This is a genomic window from Streptomyces abyssomicinicus, from assembly GCF_008974245.1.
Lineage (GTDB): Bacteria > Actinomycetota > Actinomycetes > Streptomycetales > Streptomycetaceae > Streptomyces > Streptomyces abyssomicinicus.
The window spans coordinates 223,031-246,832 of sequence record NZ_BBZI01000009.1; the positions used below are offsets into that span (position 1 = coordinate 223,031).

A 23,802-nucleotide genomic window follows, 5' to 3' on the forward strand; every position below is an offset into this window, starting at 1 on the left:
ACTGCCGACGGGACACCCGACGGCCTCCGCGTGCCCGTAGGGCGGACAACAGCGGTCCGCATCGGCCGCGGCACCGGCCGTCGCACAGGGACCGGTCGTCAGACGACGTCGCGGACGTTGTGCTCCGTCAGGTCGGAGGCGTTCCGGGCCACAGCACGGTAGTCGGCGTCGTCGTGGAGGACGGTCAGCCCATGGTGAGCCGCGGTCGCAGCGATGATGAGGTCCACCGCCGAGGTGCTGCGATGCTCCCCGGCCCGGGCCATCCTGTGCTGCACCCCGTCGATCCAGCGGCCGGCGCTCTTCGGCACGGGAACGTCGGGATAGAGGTCGGTGAACATCTCCGCGATCTCGTCGTACTCGCGTCCGTTCCTGGCGCTGTACAGGAACTCCGCGCGCTGGGCGTAGCAGGACCCGACCGCTCCGGCATCGATCGCGTCGTACCAGGACGACTGCAGCTTCGGGTCACTGAGCAACCGCACCAGCCCCGAGGTGTCGAGCAGGTAGATCACCGGCTGTCCTTCTCCGCGCGATGCAGGCGCTCGGCGTCCTCGACGGCCCCCCAGCCACGCGCACGCTCGAAGTGGTGGCGTATCCGCGCCGCACGCTCCTGCTGGTCGGCATAGAAGTGCAGAGCCAGGTTGACCGCCTCCTTCTTGGTCCTGGCCTTGGAGAGAGCCATCGCCTTTTCCAGAGCCTCGTCGTCGATGTCGATCTGGGTCACGGACATGCTGCGTCTCCCGTCGATGTTGGTTATGTACATAGAAGGATACGTGACCAACATTGCCTACGCGACGCCTCCCGGTCCACAGCGGCGCCCCCCGTCGCCCACGCCAGAGGCCGCGGATCCCGAAGGCGCAGGTCACATCCCTCGGCCGCGCCCGGGCGTCATCGCTTCCCGCCGAGAGAGCGGAACAGGTTCCCGTCACCCGCTCCATGCTGAAACCCCGAGTCAGCGACCTGGAAGCTAGTGACCCCCAGATCGCTCAGCAGGTCGCGCACCATTCGTGCGGCACCCGTGGCCGGGGCGGGCTTACGTCGACCTGAGGAACACGGAGCGCACATCAATGCCCGGGCCGGTCGCCCTGCGCGCCCGCAGGGCCGTGGCCGGCATGTGCCGACCGGGTCCACCGCACTCCTGGGCGCGTGACCGACGCAGCCCGCATTCCATAGCGCACCGCACACCGACCGCCATACCGCCAGCACTGGCGCGCGACCCCAATTCGGCGTCCAGGCCGATTAGTCCCCAGCGTGCCGGTCACCGGGGCACGCAGTCGGCACGGACGGGTCTGCGCCGAGAAGTGGCGGGCCGCCAAACGCGCCGTCGACCACAAACGGAAGACGGAATTCCACCCTGGATCCTCTCTCACCTGCAATGGTTCGCGCCTGCAGATTGGCTCGACCGTCACACTCTGGCATTATCCCATCATGGCGAGATCGGGTGGGGACCTGAAAGCATGGCTGTGCGGGCTGAACGATGTCGGACTGCGTGAACTTCTCTGCATTCCGGGGCCCTTGCCATATTTGGCGAAGGTATCCTTTCCCAGTGCGTCGGTTCGGCACGGCAAGCGTGAACTGCGCATCGTGCGTGCCTGGTTGAGCCGTGCAAGCGTGCGCGACATCAAGTTCGTGGCGGAGGCTGCGGCGAAATTCGCCTGTGATGTGCTGGCCGCGTTCGACGGCGCGCCCGGGGAAGGTTTCGAAGGGACGGACCCCGAGGCTGTCGAGGCGCTTTTCGCCGCACTGCCCCCGGTGCTGGCCACATTGACCCTCCACGCATTCGCCTTGGAGGAGGGAACTCCGCGACAGGTGATGATGGACGAGCACTGGACCCGGTTTGTCGAAGCGGCGGCGCAGTCAGCTGACGGTCAAGACGCGCAGGCGGATCAGGCGATTTCTCTGCAAGAGAAAAACGACGAGGAGAAGTCTGTGGCCGAGCTGGGCGGCAAGGGCGGCGAGCGAGCAGACGGGACGACGGCCTCTTCCGATCCGGTCACTGCGTCGAGTCTGGAGAAGGTTCTGGGGACACTTCGTCCGAAGGCGGAGGGTCTCGCCAGCCTGTTGCGGTCGACCGCCGAGGACGTGGCCGGTGGACGTGCCGTTCCGGACAGCTTGCTGGCACACGCGGCCGAGTGGAACGACGAGCGAGCGACTGCCGCGCGAGCGGCGCAGGCGGTCGGCCGAGGGTGGCCGGAGAAGAGCGGGTGGTCGAAGCTCCAGGGAGTTGTCGACGATCTGCGCGCCGAGGAGGAGAGGGCGAGCCGTATCGCCACGCTGCACGAGCAGCGGAAGGGTGTCCTCGCGACCCTGCGGATGATCGAGCAGACGGGCGGCGGGTCTCACGTGGCCCCCATACGACAGGCACTGCAGGCCCTGGACGAGCAGATAGCGGAGCTGGGGGGCGGGACCGGCCCGGAGGCCGACGCGGACGGGGACGCGGGCGTGGACGGGGACGGGGACGCGGGCGTGGACGTGGACGTGGACGCGGGCGTGGGCGTGGACGCGGAGGCGAACACGGACGCGGACGCGGCCCGGGTGCCGTCGCCCCGGGCGGGGGAGGAGACCGCAGGGCGGACGCCGTCGCGTGGGGGCGCACAGCCGGACGGTGAGAAGCCGGACGACGAAGGGAAGGGCGCGCCTTCGGCAGCCGACCCCGAGCCGCTCGACCTCGCCGAGTCGCCCCGGGTACCGGTGACGCCCGAGCTGACCACCCCGGTCACTGCGGTCGCGGCACCCCCCACCGCGGAACCGGCCCTGGCGTCCGAGGTCGCCCCGCAGGAGGCGGGTCCCCGGCCGGACGGCCCCGCGGCGACCATGCCGCCCTCCCGGCGGACGATGCCCGGGACGCCGGCGGCCGACACCGGGGAGACCGGGAAGACCGGCGGAACCGGGTCCGTGGCCGCCGCCATGCCGATATCCCCGCACTCGCCCGCCGTCCCGGCCTCCGAGGAGGCGGACGCGAGGAGACCTCTCGTCTGGGAAGCGGGCCCGCCGTCTCCGGAGTCCCCCTCCGACTCCCCGGTGGAGCGTCTGGTGAAGAACGGCCGGTTCCAGGAGGCGTACTGGATGACGGCCGGCTCCGACGAGCCCGCCCACCGTGCCGACTGCCTCGCCTTCACCGAGGCCGCCTTCGCCACCGTCCTGCCGGAGGACGGCACCGCGGTGATCTCGCGCTTCGGCCCCGACCTGGAGTGCCTGCAGAGCGACCGCCCCGCACTGATGGTGGCCGCGGTCGCCTCCGTCCGGGCGGGCCTCGTCGCAGGCCACCCGAACGACGTGTTGCTGCAGTGCGACCCGTGCGCCTCTCTCCACGGTCCCTGGCGCCGCCTCCTGGAGTGCGCGCTCGGCATCCTGAAGCGCTTCCAGCCGCTGGACCCGGCGGCCTTGCGGTTCTCCGTCGACACGAACCCTTCGCTCACCCGCGCCGGCGTCGCCCAAGAGGCCGCTCGGCTCAGGGAGGAGGTGCCGAAACTCAGGATCGGCTACGCGCGCGCCACCCAGGTGCAGAACCTGCTGATGCGGCATGACCAGCCGCTCGGTTTCGCCCTGAGGGCGATCGAGGACTGGGCCTCCGACGCCGCAGAGCGGTCCGTGCTGGACGACGCCTGGCGGGCGTTCAGCAAGCGTGACGCGGCGGAGCGGATGATCGAGGAGGCCGACGCGGCGATCCGCACCACGAAGCAGGCCAAGGTGCCCATCGAGGCGAAGGCCCTGCGATCCCTGCTCAGCCGCATCGACCAGGTGGTCACTCTGCTGACCCAGGCACGCGCCCTGGCCGCGCCGGAGTTCGAGGAACGCAGCGACACGGTGACGGACCTGGGGCACGCCCTCGCACAGGTCCGGGAGGAGGAACCGCTCCCGGGTGTGGAAGGCGCGGCGCTGCTCCGGCTGCGGTACTGGCTCGAGGGCCAGGACGCACCCTCCGCCACCGGCTCCCGGAGGACCCTCCTCGAGGGCTCGGACGAGACGGAGGACGGAGAGGGATACGGTGCGGACGGGCACGCGCACGGGCAGGCGCTCGCCTTCTCCCGGACGTTGCGCCCCGCGGACGATGCGCTGCTCGCCGCCCCCGACCTGCCGCGCACCCCCGAGGGGAAGCCTGATCCGGCCGCTCCCGGCTTCGTCGAGGCCATGGGCACGTTGCTGGGGCCGGTGGATGTGCCGTCCGTGCTCCTCACCTACGCCGAGCGCGGTGACCTGCACCTCGCGGACGCCTTGGTCGAGGCCATCGGCCAAGGGCTCGTCCCGGCCGTCGGACCGGACGACGCGGTGCTGCCGGCCGAGTGGCGGGCGCGGCGCGACACGCAGTGGACGCGCTGGTCGGCAACGCGGGCCGAGCGGCACCGTGTGGCGTCGGGGCTGCTCGCGGAGCTGCGCACCCAGAACCTGGACGTGCCCGCCGAACGCGACCTGGTGGGACGCCTGGAGCAGTTGGAACGGGCCGTCCCCGAAGGGGCCTTCCGCACCACGGTCGAGCGGATCCGCCGTCTGGAGGCCGAACTCGAGGAGCGGGTGCAGGCACATGTGCGCAGGCTGCGCGGCCAACTGGAGTCGTTGAACCTGTCCGAGAAGGACCGTGACCGCATTCACGGCCTGCTGGAGGCGGGCGACACCGTCACCGCGGAGGAGTGCCTGGCGCTGCTGCGAAAGGGCGACAGCCTGCCGGAGTGGAGCGGCGAAGCCCCGGGGGAGGACCTGGAGCGCTTCGTCGCCGGGCTGGAGACCGTCACCCCGGTCAAGTCGGGTCAGCAGGGCGTCTCGGCCCGTCCGTGGGCAGATGCCTACGCGGACGCGGAGCCGCTGACCGACACCGCGCTCGCCGGACTGGAGTCCTGGGACGCACTCGGAAAGCCGACCACCCGCGGCGCGGAGTGGCAGAAGCACGTGCCGACGGTACTGCGCCTGTTGGGGCTCGAGGGCCGTCCGCCCTCCCGGGACGACCAGCGTCAGGTGCGCGGCATCCTCAGGCTCAGCGCCAAGCTGCGCGCCGACGAGAGCGCACCCGGCTACGTCGCGGATCTCGGCTCCGCGGCCTCCACCTACACGGTCCTGGTGGTGACCGACGAGCTCCGCGGGCGCAGCCCGCTGGAACTGCTCGACCGCAACGACACCGGCGCGTGCATCATCCTCTACCTCTACCCTCTGGGCATGGCGGGCCGTCGCAAGCTGGTCATGCACGCCCGGACGTCGTCGCAGCAGGCACTGGTCGTGGACCCGGCCGTCTTCGGCTGGGTCGTGGCACGGTCGCCGCGGTCCTTCCGCGCGCTGCAGCGGGTGACACTGCCGTGGACGGGGTTCAAGCCGTACACGCCGTTCGTGGCGGGTCTGGTGCCGCCGGAGGTCTTCTACGGCCGGAGCGAGGAGATGGCCGAGGTCGTCGACCCCTTGGGGGCGCTCTTCCTCTACGGCGGCCGACAACTCGGAAAGTCGGCGCTGCTCCGCAAGGTCGAGGCGGACTACGCGTCGAGTCCGGAGCGCAGGGCCGTCTACCTGGACCTGAAGGCACGCGGGGTGGGGGAGGCCGAACCGGCCGAACGCATCTGGCCGGTGCTCGCCGCGGAGCTGAAGCGGGTGGGCGTCCTGGGTCCGAAGGCGTCCACCGCGATGCGGCCGGACCAGCTCGTGGACCAGGTCCGCCGCTGGCTGGAGGAGAACCCGGACCGGCGGGTACTGGTGCTGGCGGACGAGGCGGACGCCTTCCTGACGGCCGACTCCAAGGCGGTACGCGGCGCGGGCGGCGAGGGCACATTCGCCAACGTCGCGCGGCTGAAAGGCCTGATGGACAGCACCGACCGCCGCTTCAAGGTCATCTTCGCCGGTCTCCATCAGGTGCAGCGGTTCAGCAAGCTGTCGAACGTTCCGCTGGCCCATGGCCGTGAACTGCTGATCGGCCCGCTCAAGCCGGCCGAGGCGCAGCGGCTGGTCGTCGGGCCGATGGCCGCGTTCGGGTACCGGTTCGAGCGGGCGGAGCTGGTGTGGCGGGTGCTCGCCGCGACCAACTACCAGGCGTGTCTGGTGCAGATCTTCTGCGAGCGGCTGGTCACCGCGCTGCGGGAGAAGCCGGTCGGATCGGCGCACTGGCCCATCACCGTCACCGAGGAGGACATCCGTGCCGTGACGCGTTCGGCGGAGGTGCACCGGTCCATCGCCGAGCGGATGAGGCTCACCATCAACCTGGAGGACCGCTACCGGGTGCTCGCCCTAGTGATCGCGCTGCGCAGCCAGGCCGACGGCTTCCAGCGGGGCTACGACGCCGACGAGCTCCTGCACGCGGCGAAGGCGCACTGGGAGGACGGCTTCCGCAGTCTGACCGCCAACGACGTGAAGATCTACCTGGACGAGATGGTCGGCCTGGGGTTGCTGACCCAGCAGGTCGGCGACCACCGGCGCTACGCGGTGCGCAGCCCCAACGTGGTGCACATGCTGGGCACCCGGGACGATCTGGAACTGGAGCTGGAGCAGACCGAGTTCAGCCTGCCGTACGACTACAACCCGCGGTTCTCACGGCGTCTGGTCGGGCAGGACCGCCAAGGGGTCCATCGTTACAGTCCCCTCACCGAGCAGGAGTTGTTCCTCGCCACCAGTCCTGGGCTCCGCCTGGTGTGCCTCACCAAGGCACACGGGCCGAAGCTGGCCATGGACGCCGTCCGTTCCTACGCCGAGGCGCGCGAGCTCACCGTCCACAACGCGACGCCGGACACTCTCGTGGGCGTCCTGACCAAGGCCACCCGTGACCGGATGCCCGGCGTGGTCGTCGCCGACCTGCGCTACCTGGGCACGGACAGCCTCACCGAGGCCCTGGAACGGCTCCACCAGTACACGGCGGTCTCCCGGGGGGACAAGAACCGGGCGGTGATCGCCCTGACGGATCCGCGGGCGCGATCGGTGCTCGACGACGAGCGGGTCACCGAGGTGGTTCGGCCGGCGCGGTGGAACGTGGACAGTCTCCGGGCGTGGCCGGAGTGCCCCTTCGACACCCCTGACAAGAGGAGTCGCCTGGTGAACGCGACGGGCGGCTGGCCCCATCTCGTGGAGCGCACCGTCGATCTGGCGACCCGGGGCGGGGCGACCCTGGAGACGGCTCTGGAGATGAGCAAGGCCGTGTACGACCGGGAGGACGCCGCCCGCGGCCACCTCGAACGGGTCGAACTCGACGCGGAGACACTCGCCCTGCTGGGCACATGGGTGCAGTACCTGGAACCCGGCGACGCGTCCACCCAGGCGGACATCGCCGCCGTCACCGGTCTCGGTCTCAAGGAATCCGCCGAGTTCATCCGCAGGCTGGAGGACCACGGCGTCCTGGACGACCGGGAGGACGGTTATGCCCTCGACCTGGTCACCTTCCGGGCACTGCAGACGGTGGAGCGCCAGGCGTGACGTACCCCGCGCCGGTGAGCCGGACGGCGCTGCCCGGTGCCCGGCTCCGGCTCGTCCGTCTGGTGCACGATCTGAACCGGGGGCGCAGCTGTCTGCTGTTGCTGCCCGCTCGGCTGCTGGGCGGGCCCGGGTCGCCGGGTGAGGAGCTGCTGGACGAGGTCCTGCACGAGTTGGGCGACCACGTGCTGCTCCCACCGGCCGGGACCGGGGACACGGATCCACCCACGGCCGACGTATGGCTTCCCCCGCAGCGGACGGCGCCCGACGCCGCCAGGTGGTCCGGCCTCGCCCCGGTCCTGGACTACGACGACGGGCTCGGCGACCTGTTCGGCCCCACGCCGCCGACGGCGCCGGGAACGGGGGCGCCGGCCCCCTGGCCGGCCACGCCTGCGCCTCCGCCCCTGCGGACCGGGTCCGGGAGGCGGGCCGGCGGCCCGTCCGAGGTGGAGGCGCTGGCCGGCCTCCTGGAGCGCCTCGCGAAGGAACTGAACCTCCAGGGCGGCACCACGGACGGTGACGGTGACGAGGAGGGAGACGTGCTCACTCGTCTCGTCCGGGGCCGGAGCGGCAGGCCCGAGACCAGACCGGTGGTCGTCCGGGGATGGCGCGAGTCCGCGCCGTCCGCCACCGGCCACCTCCTGCGCCGCATGGTGGCGGTGACGAAGGAGGCCGGCCTGCCGCCGGGCCGCGGCCCACGGGCCTTGGTGGTCGCCACGACCGACGACCTGCCCCCCGGCCTGCCCGGCCAGCTCGTTCGCGAGGACGTGGCGGTCCACTGGTGGTGGGGCGTCACGGGCCGTCTGGACACCGCCACGGTGGTCGCCCTCTCGCGCCCACCGCTCGACTCCCCCCTCGCCCGCAGGCAGCTCTACGAGGCCGTCGCCCAGGCCACCATCGCGGAGATCTGCGGTCCCTTCCTCGACATCGCGTCGACCTTGGCCGCACGGTGGATCGACGGCCGCCCGGAGACCCTGCCGGACGCTCTGCGTGAGGTGCTCGAGGCCGTCCCCGTCCCCGAGGCGTCACTCCTGGCCGGCCAGAACCTCGCCCGTGGCCCGGGTGCCCACCCCGACGAAGCCCTGCTCCCCGCCTGGAACGCGGCCGCCGTGGAAAGCTGGGACGGACGGCTCCGCCGTCACCCGGCCCACTGTCTGGACAACGAGCACGCCATGGCGTCCCAGGTGTGGCTGGCCCAGAATCACGTGCTGCTTCCCTTGCTGGACGCCGCACGCGAGCGCTTCGCGGACGTCGTCCGGGCGAACGCACGCATCCCCCTGCAGCGCCTTGCCGAGCAGTACGGGCCGCGCCGTGACCTCGACGAGGGGGGCGTGCCGCCGAGCACGCTGATCGAGACCATGGAGGTGGGCGCCATGTGGGGAGCCTTCCGCGACGGCGCCATCGCCCTGACCCAACGCGATCGCCGTCACCTCCGCATCCTGCGCGAGGCCCGCAACCTGCTCGCCCACCGCACACCGTTGGACGGGGAGGGGCTGCAGACCCTGATCAAGGAACTGTGCCGGTAGGGCCTGTCGAGTCGCGTCCCGGGGAGCTCCGGCGAAGGCGGCGCGGTCGTGCCACCCACGAGGACCCGCGGGCTCACACGGGGCCCACGCCTCGGGGTGGCCTGGGCCGAACTCCCCGACCAGTGCGGGTCGTTGCTCCGCTCCCGGTATCCACGTCGTCTTCGCACACCTGGCCGTGTCCCGGGGCTACGCTGCGGGCGGGTCACTGGGACCACGGCGACGACTGGGGGCGTGAGGCTGCGGTGGAGCGCGTACTGGCCGACCGGTACCGGCTCGTCCGGCTGCTGGGGCAGGGCGGGATGGGGGAGGTGTGGGAGGGGCGCGACGAGGTGCTCGGGCGCGCGGTCGCCGTCAAGGTGATCTCGGTGCTCGCGGGCGGCGGCAGCGCCGCCGACGAGGCACGCGCCCGGTTCCTCCGCGAGGCGCGGATCACGGCCGCGCTGCAGCACCCCCACATCGTGACCGTGCACGACCTCGGCACGGCCACCACGGCCGAGGGCAGCACGCCGTTCCTGGTCATGGAACTGCTGCGCGGCGAGGGTCTGGAGGCCGCGGTCCGCCGCGGTCCGGTCGGCGGGGCGGACGCGGCCCGCTGGGGCGGACAGATCTGCGAGGCCCTCGCGGAGGCGCATGCCGCCGGTGTCATGCACCGTGACATCAAGCCCGCCAACCTCTTCGTCGAGACGTCGGGCCGGGTCAAGGTCCTCGACTTCGGCATCGCGCGGGCTGCCGACCCCGCGGCCGCCGACGGCCGGCTGACCCGCACCGGTCTCCTCGTCGGTACGGCCGCGTACATGGCGCCCGAGCAGGCCCGCGGCCACCCGGAGCAGGCGAGCGACCTGTACGCGGTGGGCTGCGTGCTGTTCGAGCTGCGCACCGGTCGGCTGCCGTTCACCGCGCCCGACGCCCTCGGGTTCCTGACGGCACACCTCAACGACGCGCCGCCCGCGCCGAGCAGTGTGGCACCCGACGTCTCACCCGCCTGGGACCGGCTGATCCTGCGCCTGCTGGCGAAGGACCCGCGTGCCAGGTACGGCTCGGCCGGGGAGCTCGCCGACGCGCTGCGGGAGCTCGACGGCCCGCCGGCGGCCGCGGCGCCGGTGCCGTCCCCGCGGCCGGGAGGCGCGAGCACCGCTCCGGCACCGGAGGCCGCTCCCACCGTCGCGTCGACACGGCGCGACACCCCGGCGGAGGCCGGCCGTCCGGCCCTGAGCCGTCGCGGACTGCTCCTGGGCGGCGCCGGGTTCGCCGTGGTGGCCACGGTCGGCGTCGCCGCGGGCGTCCACCTCACCGGCGCTCCCGGGCACGACCCGTTCGCCTGGTCGCACGACCTCGGCTCGGACCGCGGGGGCTACGACCAGCCCCTTCGGTCCGGCGAGCGCTGCTTCGTCCCGGCCCATGACAGCGCGGTGGTCCAGGCGGTCTCGCTCACCGACGGCAGGCGCCTGTGGAGGCGCGACCTCGACCTCGCGTGGCCGTTGCACGGACGTTCGCAGGCCGCCGTGACCGACGGCGGCGACACCGTGGTCGTGCTGACCGAGCGGCCCGCGGGTGACCTCGTCCCGATGCTGCACGTCCTCGACGGCGCCACCGGCAGGACCCGCTGGGAGCTGGAGTCGTACGACAAGGACGACTACACCCTGCACGTGCTCGACCGCGCCGGGCTGGTCCTCTTCGGCAGCGACGACCCCAACCAGCAGCACGTCACCGCCTTCGAGGCACGGACGGGAGAGGAACGCTGGAGCCGGACGGTGTCCGGACCGGGCCCCGTCACGGCGATCGGGGACCTGGCCCTGGTGGGCTCGACGGCACTCGACGGCACGACCGGGAAGAAGCTGTGGGAGCAACCCCGCCTGCACCCGTACGGCGACCGGCACGAGGGCCCGACCGCGCCGCGGCGGACGGGCGACGACGTCCTCTTCCACGAGCAGGGCGCGAACGACCGCGTCGACCTCGTCCTGCGCGCCGTGCGCACGGGACGTGAGAAGTGGCGCCTCCCCCTGTCCGCGATCAGGACCGTGCCCGGCAGCGACACCCTCCACCAGACTCCCCCGGCGGCCCCGCTCTCCGGCACCACCCTTCTGCTGCCGCGCCTTCCGGGTGAGCGCGGCGGGCCCACTGCCGTCGACGTCCGTACGGGGAGGGAGAAGTGGACGTTCGACGGCGCGGCCGGCTCCCCGGACGGCGGGCCCGACCCGGTGTCCACTCCCGACGGCTTCGTCCTGCCCACGGCCGACGGCGTGGTCTGCCTCGGCGCCGAGGACGGCACGGAGCGCTGGCGGTCCAAGGGCGGTGAGGACCTCGGCATCGACTCCGCGGGCGACTACACGGTGATCCACCACTCGCACACCGCGAACCTGTTCCAGCGCGTGCGGACGGTCCGCGTTCTCCGCGCCAGGGACGGCCACGTGCTGTGGCAGGGCGATTTCGAAGCGACCATCCGCAAGAGCGCCCCCCTCGCCGCCGGCCGGACCCTCGCCTTCCTGGACCCGCAGGAGACCCTGCGGGGCATCCGCCTCACCGGCTGACCCCTGCGGGGAACCGAGGCACCTCCTGGGGCAACCGCGGGCCCGGGGACGGCGTCCTCCGGCGGGAAGTGATCAGTGGCACGGCGCGGTCGCCGGAGCCGAGGTGGGAGGTGGGCAGTGCTGTTCGATGTCACCCGGGGTGGGCTCGTCGAGGTCTTCGGCGAGGACCGGCTGGCGTGCGTGCCCGGGGACGCGTTTCCGGCGGAGGCGGTGGAGACGGAGGGGGCACGGCTGCTGCGGACCGTCGGCGTGCCCACCGGGACCCTCTGGCTGCGTCGGCCGGACGAGGACACCGGGCGGCTGGCCCTCGTCCGGGATGTCGTCGACGTGGAAGCACTCGAGGTGGGTGAGGAGGACGAGGAGAGCGAGGAGGACGAAGGGAGCGAGGGGAGCGAGGGCGTGCCGGACGGCGTGGGCGGGTGGCCCGTCATCGGCTGGCTGCTCAACGCCCACCTCGCCCTCGACCCGGCTTCCGGCGCGGTGTACGCCGTCGACCCCGACTGGCAGACCGTGCGGCGGCTCCACACGGACGTCTCCTCCCTCGTCCAGGTCACCGCTCGGTTCCAGCGGCTGCTCGACGAGTTCTCCTTCACCGCTGAGGGTGAGGGTCACGGTGAAGGAGACGACGGCAGCGCCGAGGAAGCCGACTTCGAGCGGCTGGAGCGCGAGGTGGAGCGCATCCGCCGGGAAACCGGCCGCACGGACCCGCTCCCGTTCCGGGACGAGGAGACCGTCTGGTCGGTGGTCGGCGACGAGATCGCCTCAGGGCAGCGCTTCTAGGCCGCGGCCACTGCGGCAGGGGTCAGCTGCGGGCGAAGAACTCCACCTCCGCCAGGGCCAGGTGACGGCCTTCGGTCAGGCCGGCGGGTGAGCGCAGGGTCAGGCGGACCGTCTTCGCGTCGCTGACCCGGATGGGGAAGGTCTGCGGGCCCGGCTTGTCGCTGAGGGTCAGTTCCTTGCGGTGTCGTTCACCGTCCTTCGTCGTCACCTCCAGGTCCAGTTGGAGCGCGCGGGCCTGACGGGGGTAGGACTCCGGGGACTTGGACGCGCCGTTGGTGATGATCAGGTCGACGAAGCGGAACGGCTTGCGGAAGGTGTAGGTCACCGAGGCGCCCGGTGCCGGGGCGCCCCAATAGCGGTTGCTCAGCCCGTCCGTGGTGTTCTTCGCCGGGTGCCGGGGTATCTCGGCGCTCGCCTCGACGGACACGGGGGTCACCGGCTTGGACTTGCCCAGCTTGTCCCGGGTGTCCTCGACCAGGGCGCGTCCGGCGGGCAGCAGCAGGAAGCCGCCCGCGCACAGGGCCGCCAGCACGACCAGGACGACCAGGAAGCGCGTCGCCCGGCCCGAGCCGGCCCGCACGCGGCGGCGGCCGAGCGGCCACATGGTCCGCCACCACGGCAGCGGAGCGGGCTTCGCGGCGGGGTTCAGCACGGCCGCGCAGCGGCGGCAGAACCGGCGTCCCGGTGCGTTGGGCGCGCCGCAGGCGGGGCAGGGCATGCCCTCCTCTTCCTCCGGCGTCGCCGCCGCCGGGCGCACGACGGGGCGCGGGGCCACCGCCTTCGCGGGCCGGACGGGCCCGACGGGGTCCGGCATCGTCACGCCGGGGGCGGGCGCCGCGGGTGCGACCGGGGGTGCGGCGGGGGCCGACGGTGGCCGGGGCCCTGTTCCGGAGGTGGCGGGGCCGGAGCCCGTGACCGCCGCGGCGGGACCAGGACCCGTTCCCGCCGCGGCCCCGCTGCCGGGCCCGGAGGGCTGCGGTGTGGTGGCGGGGGGCGCCGTGCGGGGGCGCGGGACGTCGCCGGCACCGCCGGTGGCCGGGCCGTGTGCGGGGACACCGGTGGAGGCGTCGGCGGATGTGGCGGTGGAAGCGCCGCCGGCGGCGGCGCCTGAGGCGGCGGCGCGGGTGCCGGTGGGAGGGGCGGGGCGCGCGGTGGGGGCGTCGGCCGAGGTCGGGCGGAGCGCGCCGCCCTCGGCAGCACCCTGCCGGCCGGTTCCGGTGCCGGACCCCGTGCCGGCGCCGGTGCCGGCGCCGGTGCTGGAACCGGAGCCCGTGCGAGCGCCGGAGCCGGAGCCGGAGCCCGCATCGGAGCCAGACCCTGTGCCAGTGCCAGCGCCAGTGCCGGAACCGGAGCCCGTGCGAGCGCCGGAGCCCGTGCCGGCGCCGGCCCCGGCCCCGGTGCCGGTACCGGGTCCCTCGGCGTCGGGTCCGGGCGGGCGTGGGGCTGTCGTGGTGTCCGCCTCCCTCGCCTCGCCGCGGTTCCGGCCGGTCAGCCGGGCCCGCAGCGACGCGGCGCGGGAAGGCGCGGCAGGCGGCGCGGGCTCGTCCGCCGCGGTGGGCGACGACGGCCCAGGCGCCGCCGGCAACTCAGAAGGGGGTACGGGCTCAGGAGAAGCCGAGGGCTCAGGAGAAGCCGACGGCGCGGGAGTGGCCGACGGCGCGGGGGAGGCCGAGGACCCCGAGGCGGCCGAGGAGGGCGAGGCGGCCGACGATCCCGAAGCGGGCGGCGGCTCCGGAGCCGGTACCACCGGCGGCTCCGGGCTGGCCGGGGGCTCCCCAGCGGCCGGCGGCACCGAAGCGGCCGGCGACTCCGCAGCAGCCGGCGGCGCCGAAGCGGCCGGGGGCTCCGCGGCGGCCGGCGGCTCCGGGGACGTGCCCGGGGCGGGCGTCGGGTCCGACCAGCCGAGGTAGGCGCCGCAGTTGCCGCAGAAGTCGTCGGTGGGGCCGTTCAACGCCCCGCACGAGGGACACGCGCGCATGGCGTCACCTCTCTTCGTCGGTGGGGCCGGGGAGGATCTCCACCCGGCAGACGGTGTGCACCGGGCACATGGCCCGGACGATCTCGTGGACCCGGTCCGGATCGACCCGTGCTCCGCCGGGCCCCGGCCGGACGCGGACCAGGGGCCCGGCGGGGTCCGCGGCCGGCAGGGCGGCGCCGGGGGTGCCGGACCAGACCGCGCCGCCGTCGCCGGTCACCTCGGCCTCCACCCCCAGCGCGAGCCGCAGGGCCTCCACCAGCCCGCGGGCGGTGCCGCGCCACCGGTGCAGCTCCACGGCACGGAAGACCGCCTCCCGGCGCAGCTCCAGCGGCCGCCGCGGGTCGTCGGCGGCGCCGACCCACGACGCCAGCCAGGCCAGGAAGTCGGCCGGGGCCACCCGGGGGTCGAGGTAGGAGGTCAGGTTGTCCAGGGTCGCGAAGACCGGGGCGAGGACGGTGTCCAGGCCGGCGGTGAACCGCTGCGCGAAGTCGTCGTCGGCGTACAGGGCGGGCAGTTGACCGCCGATCGGGTACCTGCTCGGCAGGCCGGGTACGGCGGCGCGGCTCATGCCCCCGCCTCCGGCCGGGTGGAGGTGACGACCACCTGGTGCTGGTAGGAGAAGACCAGCGTGCCCGGATCGATGTCGATGCGGTCCGTCGGCGCACCGCGCCGGCCGGTGATCGGGTCGGCGGGGAAGAGGCGGATCTCCTCCACGAGGGCGTTGCCGGCGGCGCGCTGGAGCACGCCGAACACCTCGCCGTACTGCACCGGCCGCCCGAAGGGCCACCCGGTGCCGTCCAGACCGCCGTGCAGCGGGTTGAGGTGCCGGAACAGGGCGTCGAGCGACGCCTCGCGCACCCGGTCGGTGTCGCCCGGTGCCGCGGTGAGCCGGGCGACCACGGTGACGCCCTGGTAGACCGGCGGCTCGACGACCAGGCGGGTGCCGATCAGGCGCCGCTCGTCGAGGGTCTCGGTGATCGTCCGCAGCACCTGGTCGGAGGGGATCAGCTGCTCGAAGCGGAGCCGGTCGTCGCCCTCGTCGGCCACCGCGTCCGGCACCACCAGCACCCGTACCGCGCCCGCGCCGTCCTCGGCGGGCAGGCACCTGACCCGCCGGACCGAGGGCGCCGCCTGGCGGCTGATGATCTCGTAGTCCTCGGCGGTCACCGCGCGTTCCTGCATCCGCAGCGCCTGCGGCGCGCGCAGCCGGGCGTTCTCGACGGTCTCCCCGGCGACACCACCGCGCGCCGCCTCCCGGTTGACGACCCGGGCGACGTACGGGACGGAGGAACGCAGCACGGAGATGGCGCCACGGGCGACGTTGCCGTCCGGGCCACCGCCGGTGCGGTAGCGGGCCACCCGCACCTGGGCGCCCTTGGGCGGTACGGCGCCGCACTGCCGCAGCGTGCCGTCCGGCTCGCGCAGCACCGGGGGAAAGCCGAACTCGCCGGTGGTGGCGTCCACCCGGACGTGCCGGTCGTCGGGGCCGGAGCGGCCGAAGTGCTCCACCACGTCCCAGCGTTGCCAGCCGTCGGCCGTGGACACCTCCACCACGGGGGGCTCACCGTCGAGGAGGACGGGCGGGCGGCCGAGCCGGAACGTCTGTCCCGCGACGCCCTCCGAGGCGCCGAGCGGCACGTCGGTCACGGTCTCGGCGTGCTCCACGGACATCGTGCCGCCCACGGTGAACACCGCCGCCTCGCGCACCGTGGGGGACTCCGAGTAGAACGGCTGGCCCGGCTCCGCCTCGGTGACGCGGCAGCGCAGCCAGCCGGCCCGCGTCCCGCCGATCACCGACGCCGTGTGCCCGGCGGGCACGTACACGACGACCTCGCCGGGCCGGTTCAGCCCTCCGGTGGTGTCCGGTCCGCTCTCGCACTCCCGCCAGCCGCCGCCGTCCCACGCCTCCCACACGAGCGGGGGCTGGCGCGGGTCCACGCCGACGCCCTCCACCCGGCTGTCCAGGCGGACCGCGACGATGCAGCCGGGCACCGCCGTCGGCAGACCGAACAGCAGGGCGTCGCCCGGCTCCGGCGCGGCCTGGAAACAGGGGATGTCGCGGCCCTCGGAGAGCGCCCCGGTCCGGTCGGTCTGCTCGCCGCCGCGGTGCGCGGTCACCAGCCGGGTCAGTTCGCTGGGCAGGATGTGCAGTTCCGCCGTCGTCGTGAACACCACGGCCTCGTCGGCCTCGCCGGGCGCGGTGGTCACCTCCGTGCCCGCGGGCAGCGTCACCGTGTCGGGCTGCGGCGCCGACAGCCAGAAGTCGACGTCGGCCACCGCCGCCGCCGGCGGGAAGAGGCGGATGCCCAGCAGGTCGAGGAAGGCGGTGTAGTTCTTGTCCGGCACCCGGTTCAGCCGGTACAGCAGCTGGTCCACGAGGTACGCGAACGTCTCGATCAGGGTGACGCCCGGGTCGGAGACGTTGTGGTCGGTCCATTCCGGGGCGCGTTGCTGCACGTAGCGCTTCGCCTCGTCGACGAGTTGCTGGAAACGCCGGTCGTCCAGGTTCGGGGAGGGCAGGGCCATCAGTCGGCGACCAATTCCTCGGCCCCCTCCTCGGAGGGGATCGTGTAGAAGGGGAAGACCAGATTGCGCCGGTCGTTGGTGGAGCGGACGGTGTAGCGCACGTCGATGTAGAGGGTGCCGTCCTCGACGGCGTCGAAGGCGACCAGCACGTCGTCCACCGCGACGCGCGGCTCCCACCGTTCGAGGGCCTCCCGCACCTGCTGCGCGATGCGTCCGGCGGTGGCGCCGTCGCCGGGGGCGAAGACGTAGTCGTGGATGCCGCAGCCGAACTCCGGGCGCATGGGGCGCTCGCCCGGCGCGGTGCCGAGCACCAGGCGGATCGCCTCCTCGATCTCCCGTTCGCGGTCGACCAGGGCGATGCCGCCGGTCGGCCCGACCCTGAGCGGGAAGGCCCAGCCGCGTCCGATGAACCGCTCGCTCATCACACTCCCCCGATCAGGACGTTCAGGGCGCCGGTCAGGACCACCGCGCCGCACGCGGTCCGGTCGCGCGCCCGCGCGGCCGGCAGCCCGCCGATCAGCACCGTGGCGGCGACCGGGTTGGGCAGGATCACGTTGGCCGGACCGGTGAGCGCGTGCGGCGGGATGGGGCAGGCGTGGAGACTGCCCACGACGGCGGCGGGCCGGCCGCCGATCAGCACACGGGCCACGGCCGCGGCGGCGGCGGGCGGCGGCGTGGCGATCACACCGCCGTGGGCGGTGGGGTCACCGGTACGGGCTGCGGCCGGCATGCGTTGCTCCTCGGGACGTCGGCTTCGGGATCTCGGAGAGGATCAGGGGTCTGGGGTCAGGGGTCAGGGGTCTCGGGTTCAGGGGTCTGGGTCAGTTGATCCGGATGAGCTTCGCCTTCAGGACGCCCAGCAGACCGCCGTCGACGGTGACGTCCTGGCTGCCGGTGACGTTCACCGAGCGGCCGCCGACCTTCACCCCGACCCGGCCCTGGATGTCCACGTTGCGGCCCGACACGCTCACGTCGCCCCGCCCCGCGTCCAGGGTGATGCCCTTCCGGTCGAGCAGGACGGAGGTGAGCGGTTGACGGCCCTTGGCGAAGACCGTGAGCTCGATCCGGTCCCGCCGGTCGTCCAGGAACACCTCGAGGCGCTCGTCACCGGTGGTGAGCCGGATACCGGACGGGCCCGGCGCCCTCGCGTCGAGGAGCTCCACCCGGTGTCCCGAACGCGACACGACCGAGCGGCGGTTGACCCTGCCGGTGGTCCCGTCGATCAGCGGGACGTCGTGGGGCGACGGCTTGTCGACGCCGTTGTAGAGCCCTCCGATGACGTACGGGCTGTCCAGCAGGCCCTGTTCGAAGCCCACCAGCACCTCGTCGTTGACCTCGGGGCTCACCACGCCTCCGCCGCCCTTGCCGCCCCACTGCACGGTGCGGACCCAGTCGGTGGTGTACGTGTCGTCCAGCCAGGGGAAGCGCAGCTTCACCGCGCCGGTCTCCGCCCCGCCCGGCTCGCGTACGTCCGTCACCACGCCGATCGCGAGCCCCGGCATGCGCGGCCCGCGGCCCGGCGCGTTGGCGCCGGTGACCAGGCCGGTCAGGGAGCGGTCGGGGCTGGCGCTCACCCACACCGTCGTCCGGTATCCGCCGTGCGGCTCCAGGACGTGCTGCACGGCCGTCGCGGTGTACTTGCCCGTGAACGCCTGCCCGACGTTGCCGAGGGCCACCGGCTTGCCCGCCCGCAGCTGCGGGTTGCCCTCGGCCACCGCCTCCAGCTCACCGAAACCGGCGCTGACCTGGGCGGCCGTGGCGGCCGCCGCCGCCGTCGTCTCCGCCTGGGTGCGGTACGGGGTGTCGGTGACGGTCAGCTTCGACGACCTGCCGAACCGGGCGGCGAACGCCGGGCTCAGCCCCGGCACCACCGTGTCGCTCTCCACCGAGGGCTGCCGGGCCACCAGCGGCCGCTTCGTGGTCACGTCCCAGCCGCGCACCTCCACCTGCTGGGCACCGTCCGCGGCGGACAGCGAGGCCCGCAGCGCCAGCAGATTCCGGCCGTATTCCAGCACCATCGGGTTCCGGGCGGCCGAGGTCGACGGCGCGGGCGCCGCGGAGGCCTTGCGCGGCCGGGTGAACTGGAGCAGGCCCTTCTCGTCGACGCGGACCTGCGCGCCGCTCTCGGCCGCCAGGTGCTGCAGGAAGTCCCAGTCGGACACGTTCGCCTGCGAGAGCTGCCGGTAGGTGACCGGCGCGGCCTCCACGGTCCCGCAGGCCAGCCCGGCCCCGGCGGCCACCTTGCGGACGATGGCCGCGGCCGTCATGTTCCGGAACGCCACCACCTTCCGGCCCCGCTGGAGACGGTGCGCCTTGGAGAAGGCCCGCACCACCGTGAACGAGCCCGTGCGGTCCCGGTCCACCTCCAGGGCGGTCACCTCGCCGTCGAAGAGCCGTTCACGGGCCTGCCCGGAGACGGTCACCACCGAGACCCTGAGCGGGGTGCCGATGGTGATGCCGACGGCCCGCAGGAATTCGTGGTCGGGGTCGCGGAAGGTCAGCTGGGCCGCGTCCGGCAGGCCCACGTTCTCGTCCACCACGCAGCTCACCAGCTGGGCGGCCCAGATGGGCGGGAGCTCCCCGGGCGTCTCGATGATGGGGTCCGCCGCGAACGACCGGCCGCCCTGTGCTCCGGATGCGCTCACCGCTCCTCCTCACCGCCCGCGTCACGCAGGCCCGGCACCACCAGTTCGGTGCCGGGCACCAGCGCCATCGGGTCGTCGATTCCGTTCGCCTCCGCGATGACCCGCCAGGCCGTCGCGTCCCCGTACTCCCGCCAGGCCAGCAGGGCCAGGCTGTCGCCGGCCACCACGGTGTGCGTGCTGCGGGCCGTGCGCGCGCCGGACGTCGGGTTCTGGCCCGGCGGGTCGACGCTCGCCTCCTCGATCGACAGGGCGCAGGTGGCCCGCAGCGGCTTTCCGTCCACGTCGAACAGGGTGTAGGTGACCGACAGGCTGGAGAGCACCCCGTCGAACGAGGTGGTCCGCGCGGTGCCCCACTCGAACCGCACCCACGGGCTGGCCGGCTTCTTGCGGCCCAGGCTGGCCGGGGTCGGCACGCACGCCTTCATCAGCTTCTCCACCGCCTGCTCCACGGAGTTGTCGTGGGTGGCGGTGGCGTCCAGGAACACCTGGAGGCTCAGCTCGCGCGGGCCGCTGCCGACGAACTCGGGCAGCGCCGACTGCTCCGCCATCCGGGAGGGGGAGCGCCGCCACTCGGTGGTCTTGCGCAGTTCCAGGGTGGAGGGGTTGAACTGCAGGTCGAGCCGCGCGATCGTGCCGCCCGGCTTCGCGCCGACCGAGGCCGGGGGCTCCTTCAGGGTCAGCTGGGCCCTGGCCCGGCTGGAGCGGATCGCTGGGGACATCCGGCGCCTCCTTTCCGTGCGGCGGCTGGGTGGTGCGTGGCGGGTGGGTGTACGTGGCGGGCGGTGGGGCCGGCGGTGGTGGGACCGGCGGGGTGGTGGGACGGCGTGGCGGTGGGGCCGGCGGTGGTGCTTCAGGACCAGCGCAGGCCCTCGTGGGCGATCTCCAGGCTCTCGACCGCCGCCGCCGGGTTGGCGGGGTCGAAGGACGGCCCCTGCCAGCGCACCGGGACGATCCCGAACACCTGCCAGCTCACGATCGGGGTCAGGTCCGGTTGCAGGGCCACGATCTCGCCGTCCTTGGGCTCCACCCGCTTCAGCGTCTCGTCGAGCCAGCGGCCGATCTTCGCCGTGTCGGCGGTGACCGGCCGGGTGAGCGTGATGTTCGACCAGGTGACGCGACCGGGCAGGTTCCAGGTGAAGCCGTTGTTGCCGCCCTCGGCGTAGCTCTCGATCTCGACCTCGGCGCCCATGCCCGAGCAGGTGTGGAAGGCGCCCAGGTCGTCACCGCCGATCGCGAGCCGGAAGAACACGCTCGTCGCGAAGATGCTGTCCGTCATCCGTCCGTCATCCGTTCCCTGACCTCATCCGTTCCCTGGCCCCGTGTGCTCCGTGGCCCCGTGTGCTCCGTGGCCGCGTCCGGTCCGTGGCCGCGTCCGTTTCCGCATCCCCGCCGCCGTGGCCTCAACGGCGTCCGTCGTGGGGGCGGCCGGTGCGTTCCCGGCCGCGCCGCAGTTCGGCACGGAGCAGCCGGGCGACCGGGTCGAGCAGGCGCCGCGCCAGGTCGTCCAGGTCGAGGCCGGGGTCCTGTGCCGGATCGGCGCGGCGGGCCGTGCTTCCGGCGGCGGAGGCGGACGCCGTGGCGGGTGCCGGGGCGGGCGCGGACGCCGACCGCGGACGGCCGCCCGCCGGGACCGCCTTGGCGGCCCCGCCCGGAGGTACGCGGTCACCGGCGCCGGAGCCGGACCCCGACGCGGTGCCGGGGCGGGGGCCCGGGCCGGTGCGCTGGACGGTGGTGCCGGTGCCGCCGGTACCGCCGCCGGACCCGGTGCTCCTCCAACGGACGACGGGGACCTCGCCCGCCGTCGCCGGGGCTCCCGGGATGACGGGCGGGTGTCCCGCGAGCGGCGCGGCCTGCGGGGCGGTCACCGGCAGGGACCGCGCCGGTACGGCGGCGGTCGGCACGGACGCGCCGAACCCGGACGCCCCGGACGGGGACGGCGCGGGCCGGACGACCGGGACGCGCTGAACGGTGGCCGGCCCGGCGGACCGCACCGTCGCGTCCACCGGCCCGGGACGGCCGGCCGCTGCCCGCCGGCCCCCCGGCCCGGCGGGTGCGCCGGGGGCGGACGGCCGGGCCGGACCGGACCCGGCCGGGGCCGGGGCGGTGGACGGCCGGGCGGGAGCGGCGTACGCGTCGGCGGTGCGGGCGGGCCCGGTGGGCGCGGCGACCGCCGGGGTGGCGGGCCAGCGCGCCGCGACCACGGGCCGGCCGCCGGCCGGTGCGACGGGCGGTGCCGAACCCTCCGGGAGCCGGGTGTTCAGGGAGAGCGGGCGCGCAGCGAGCAGGGAGAGGGCGCGCGACGCCGGGAGCGGCTGCGTACCGACCACGCCGGAGGGCCGTCCCCCGCCGCCCGGGACGAGCGACGTGCCCTCGGCGACACGCCGGGCGACGACGAGCGGGGCCGGGGCGGACGGGGGTCGGTGCCCCTGCCCGCCGTCGGAGCGCCCACCGTCGGAGCGCTGCCCGCCGCGGGGGGCCGAACCGGGCCGCTGCCGCGCCTCGTGCACGGGGCCCGGTGCGGCCACGGCGGCCGGCAGCACCGGGCTTCCGGGCGCGGTGGCGGCCGCGGGCGGCGTCACCAGGGGCGTGGCGGGGCCGTCCCCGAGGTGCGAGGAGCCGGGGTGCGCGGCGCCGGGGTGCGCGGCGCCGGGGTGCGAGGTGCGCGCCCCCGGGGAGTCCGCGGCAAGGCTGCGCTGGACGCCGGCGTTCCCCAGCAGCGGCGCGTCCGCCGGGCCGTCCGCCGCCCCACGGGGCGCGGGCCCGGCCGGCGTCCTCCCGCGGTCCTGCGCGCGCGACGCCGGGCCGGAGGCGGCGGCTCCCGGAAGGTCGGCGCTCGGCGGCAGCGCGGGCAGCGGTGCGCCCAGGCCGCCGCGGGCGCGTGCCCCGGTGCGGGTGGAAGGCCGGTGCGGGGCGTCGGCCGGTGCGGCGGGGCCGCCCGCGGTGCCGCCGTGGACGGGCCGGTCCGCCGGACCGCCGTGTACGCCCTCGGTGCCGCTCGTGCCGTCCGCGCGGCGCTGGACGACGGGAAGCGCCGGACCGGCGGCAGCCCGGCCGCCGGGCACGGCGCCCGGGGCGGCGGCGTCCTTGGCCAACGGCACCGCCGTGGCGGGCAGTTCGCTCAGCGGCGCGCCGAGCGGCGCACGGGTGGGCGACCCCTGCGCCGGGGTGGCCGGGCGCGCTCCCGTTCCGGCCGGGGTGGTCGTGGTGGAGGGCGCGCCGGCATCCGGGAGGGTGGCGGGCCGCAGGGCGGGGACGCAGCGCACCGGGCCGGCCGGGCGTCGGGCGACGGTCAGGGAGGGCCCCGCCGGGCGCGGCCGGACGGACGGGTGGGACCCGTCGGCGCCGGAGGCCCGGGCCGCCCCCGGCTGCCCGCCCTCCCGGCCGGACCCGGTCGTTCCGGGTGCCGTGCGCCGGCTGTCCGGGGCCTGCGGTGTACGCCCGCCGGTGCCCGACGGGGACCGGGACGCGCGCCCGGAGTCCGGCCCGGAGCGCGTCTGCGAAGCGGTCCCGTCGGCAGCGGGCCGGCCCACGTCCCGGCCGACGCCGGCGCCCGGGACCACCGGGACACTCCGCACCAGCGGGATCTCGGGCGCGACCGGCCGCCGACCCGTGTCGCCGGGCGGCACGACCGGGCCGGTGCCCGGCTGCACCGCCCGCTGGACGGCGGAGGACGCCGAGGAGGACGAAGAGGAGGCCGAGGACAGCACGCCGGGAGAGTCCCCGGACGTCAGACCACGGCTTCGCGGAGCGTCACCCGGGCGCCCCTTCCCCGCGGCGCCGTCGCCGCTGGGACGCGCCACCACGGGCCCCGCACCGGACGGCACCGCAGCGGACGACGGGGAACCGGACGACGCCGGAGCGGACGAAGCAGGACCGGACGGCCGCGCCCCCGACCCTCGCGCGGCCCCCGGCGCCCGGCCGGCCGACGGACGGGACGTGCCGCCCGGGGCACCGGCCGCCTCCGGCGCGCCGGTGTCCGGCACACCGCCGGGCGGCCCGTCGGCGCCCTCCGGCCGCAGGGACCGGAGCAGCAGCGGACCCCCGCCGGTGCGGGTGGCCTGCGGGGTGGCCGGGCGGGTGACTCCCCGCACCAGCCCGGCCGGAGCCGTGGGCAGCAGGGCGTGGCCCAGTCCGGAGTCGAACGACGGGTTCTGCCAGGCGGCGAGGTCCGAGCGGAAGGCGAGGCCGTCGCTGACCCCGAGCGGCGCGCGGGAGACGGTGAGCACCGGAGGCGGGGTGCGGCGCCAGCCGCCGTCCCAGTCTCCGGGCACGGAGGGGACCCCGGCGCCGGGCGCGGTCCGGTCCGGACCCTCACCGGGCGGACCGCCCGCCTCGGCCACGGAACGCCCGGAGCGCTCCGCGCGCCCCGTCCGCTCCGCGCGCTCCGAGGAGTCCGCGGCGATCGGCCCGGCGGCCCGGCGGCGCAGCCTGTCCCGCCATGCCATGTG

16 protein-coding genes are annotated in these 23,802 nt (G+C 74.8%); 5 read left to right on the plus strand and 11 right to left on the minus strand.

The window, feature by feature from the left end; all coding sequences use genetic code 11:
- Window positions 1–98: 98 nt before the first annotated feature.
- Window positions 99–509, minus strand: coding sequence for a PIN domain-containing protein (locus GBN72_RS21430; protein ID WP_151773502.1), 411 nt, complete (start codon window positions 507–509; stop codon window positions 99–101).
- Window positions 506–727 (minus strand): type II toxin-antitoxin system VapB family antitoxin, encoded by a 222-nt coding sequence (locus GBN72_RS21435; RefSeq protein ID WP_174887185.1) that lies wholly within the window; start codon window positions 725–727, stop codon window positions 506–508. The genes GBN72_RS21430 and GBN72_RS21435 overlap by 4 nt, the downstream gene beginning before the upstream one ends.
- Window positions 728–1,926: 1,199 nt before the next feature.
- Here GBN72_RS21435 and GBN72_RS34215 point away from each other — a divergent pair.
- The 4 genes from GBN72_RS34215 to GBN72_RS21455 all read left to right on the plus strand — a co-directional run bounded on the left by GBN72_RS34215 (window position 1,927) and on the right by GBN72_RS21455 (window position 12,205).
- Window positions 1,927–7,374: a hypothetical protein gene (locus GBN72_RS34215; protein WP_164540781.1), complete on the plus strand. Its 5,448-nt coding sequence runs from the start codon at window positions 1,927–1,929 to the stop codon at window positions 7,372–7,374.
- The gene (locus GBN72_RS21445) at window positions 7,371–8,897 is read left to right on the plus strand and encodes a hypothetical protein (protein WP_151773503.1); all 1,527 of its coding nucleotides are present in this window, start codon (window positions 7,371–7,373) and stop codon (window positions 8,895–8,897) included. Before GBN72_RS34215 ends, GBN72_RS21445 begins: the two co-directional genes overlap by 4 nt.
- A gap of 242 nt (window positions 8,898–9,139) precedes the next feature.
- A complete protein-coding gene (locus GBN72_RS21450; RefSeq protein WP_151773504.1) occupies window positions 9,140–11,425 on the plus strand; it encodes a serine/threonine-protein kinase in 2,286 nt (761 codons plus the stop codon).
- Between the two features lie 117 nt (window positions 11,426–11,542).
- On the plus strand, window positions 11,543–12,205 hold the full coding sequence (locus GBN72_RS21455; RefSeq protein WP_151773505.1) for an SUKH-4 family immunity protein: 663 nt from the start codon (window positions 11,543–11,545) through the stop codon (window positions 12,203–12,205).
- A gap of 22 nt (window positions 12,206–12,227) precedes the next feature.
- Here GBN72_RS21455 and GBN72_RS21460 read toward each other — a convergent pair whose 3' ends face one another.
- Window positions 12,228–12,923: a zinc ribbon domain-containing protein gene (locus tag GBN72_RS21460; protein WP_246212737.1), complete on the minus strand. Its 696-nt coding sequence runs from the start codon at window positions 12,921–12,923 to the stop codon at window positions 12,228–12,230.
- Between the two features lie 730 nt (window positions 12,924–13,653).
- On the opposite strand from GBN72_RS21460, the gene GBN72_RS34855 reads away from it, so the two are divergent.
- Window positions 13,654–14,115 (plus strand): hypothetical protein, encoded by a 462-nt coding sequence (locus tag GBN72_RS34855; protein WP_151773507.1) that lies wholly within the window; start codon window positions 13,654–13,656, stop codon window positions 14,113–14,115.
- 72 nt (window positions 14,116–14,187) lie between these two features.
- On the opposite strand, the gene GBN72_RS21470 is transcribed toward GBN72_RS34855, so the two are convergent.
- The 8 genes from GBN72_RS21470 to GBN72_RS34225 all read right to left on the minus strand — a co-directional run bounded on the left by GBN72_RS21470 (window position 14,188) and on the right by GBN72_RS34225 (window position 23,799).
- Entirely contained in the window at window positions 14,188–14,751 is a 564-nt protein-coding gene (locus GBN72_RS21470) for a phage tail protein (protein WP_151773508.1), read from the minus strand.
- On the minus strand, window positions 14,748–16,709 hold the full coding sequence (locus tag GBN72_RS21475; RefSeq protein ID WP_151773509.1) for a putative baseplate assembly protein: 1,962 nt from the start codon (window positions 16,707–16,709) through the stop codon (window positions 14,748–14,750). Before GBN72_RS21475 ends, GBN72_RS21470 begins: the two co-directional genes overlap by 4 nt.
- Window positions 16,709–17,131, minus strand: coding sequence for a GPW/gp25 family protein (locus GBN72_RS21480; protein ID WP_151773510.1), 423 nt, complete (start codon window positions 17,129–17,131; stop codon window positions 16,709–16,711). Before GBN72_RS21480 ends, GBN72_RS21475 begins: the two co-directional genes overlap by 1 nt.
- A complete protein-coding gene (locus GBN72_RS21485; protein WP_151773511.1) occupies window positions 17,131–17,439 on the minus strand; it encodes a PAAR domain-containing protein in 309 nt (102 codons plus the stop codon). Before GBN72_RS21485 ends, GBN72_RS21480 begins: the two co-directional genes overlap by 1 nt.
- A gap of 91 nt (window positions 17,440–17,530) precedes the next feature.
- Window positions 17,531–19,354: a VgrG-related protein gene (locus GBN72_RS21490; protein ID WP_151773512.1), complete on the minus strand. Its 1,824-nt coding sequence runs from the start codon at window positions 19,352–19,354 to the stop codon at window positions 17,531–17,533.
- On the minus strand, window positions 19,351–20,073 hold the full coding sequence (locus GBN72_RS21495; RefSeq protein ID WP_151773513.1) for a CIS tube protein: 723 nt from the start codon (window positions 20,071–20,073) through the stop codon (window positions 19,351–19,353). The genes GBN72_RS21490 and GBN72_RS21495 overlap by 4 nt, the downstream gene beginning before the upstream one ends.
- A gap of 131 nt (window positions 20,074–20,204) precedes the next feature.
- Window positions 20,205–20,630, minus strand: a complete 426-nt coding sequence (locus GBN72_RS21500; protein ID WP_151773514.1) for a phage tail protein — start codon at window positions 20,628–20,630, stop codon at window positions 20,205–20,207.
- 124 nt (window positions 20,631–20,754) lie between these two features.
- A complete protein-coding gene (locus tag GBN72_RS34225) occupies window positions 20,755–23,799 on the minus strand; it encodes a hypothetical protein (RefSeq protein WP_164540785.1) in 3,045 nt (1,014 codons plus the stop codon).
- Window positions 23,800–23,802: the final 3 nt, after the last annotated feature.

Bases quoted from the DNA above. Each gene is read 5' to 3' on its own strand.
- GBN72_RS21435 (WP_174887185.1), bottom strand. From the start codon at position 727: ATGTCCGTGACCCAGATCGACATCGACGACGAGGCTCTGGAAAAGGCG.
- GBN72_RS21460 (WP_246212737.1), bottom strand. From the start codon at position 12,923: ATGCCCTGCCCCGCCTGCGGCGCGCCCAACGCACCGGGACGCCGGTTC.
- GBN72_RS21470 (WP_151773508.1), bottom strand. From the start codon at position 14,751: ATGAGCCGCGCCGCCGTACCCGGCCTGCCGAGCAGGTACCCGATCGGC.
- GBN72_RS21475 (WP_151773509.1), bottom strand. From the start codon at position 16,709: ATGGCCCTGCCCTCCCCGAACCTGGACGACCGGCGTTTCCAGCAACTC.
- GBN72_RS21480 (WP_151773510.1), bottom strand. From the start codon at position 17,131: ATGAGCGAGCGGTTCATCGGACGCGGCTGGGCCTTCCCGCTCAGGGTC.
- GBN72_RS21485 (WP_151773511.1), bottom strand. From the start codon at position 17,439: ATGCCGGCCGCAGCCCGTACCGGTGACCCCACCGCCCACGGCGGTGTG.
- GBN72_RS21495 (WP_151773513.1), bottom strand. From the start codon at position 20,073: ATGTCCCCAGCGATCCGCTCCAGCCGGGCCAGGGCCCAGCTGACCCTG.
- GBN72_RS21500 (WP_151773514.1), bottom strand. From the start codon at position 20,630: ATGACGGACAGCATCTTCGCGACGAGCGTGTTCTTCCGGCTCGCGATC.
- GBN72_RS34225 (WP_164540785.1), bottom strand. From the start codon at position 23,799: ATGGCATGGCGGGACAGGCTGCGCCGCCGGGCCGCCGGGCCGATCGCC.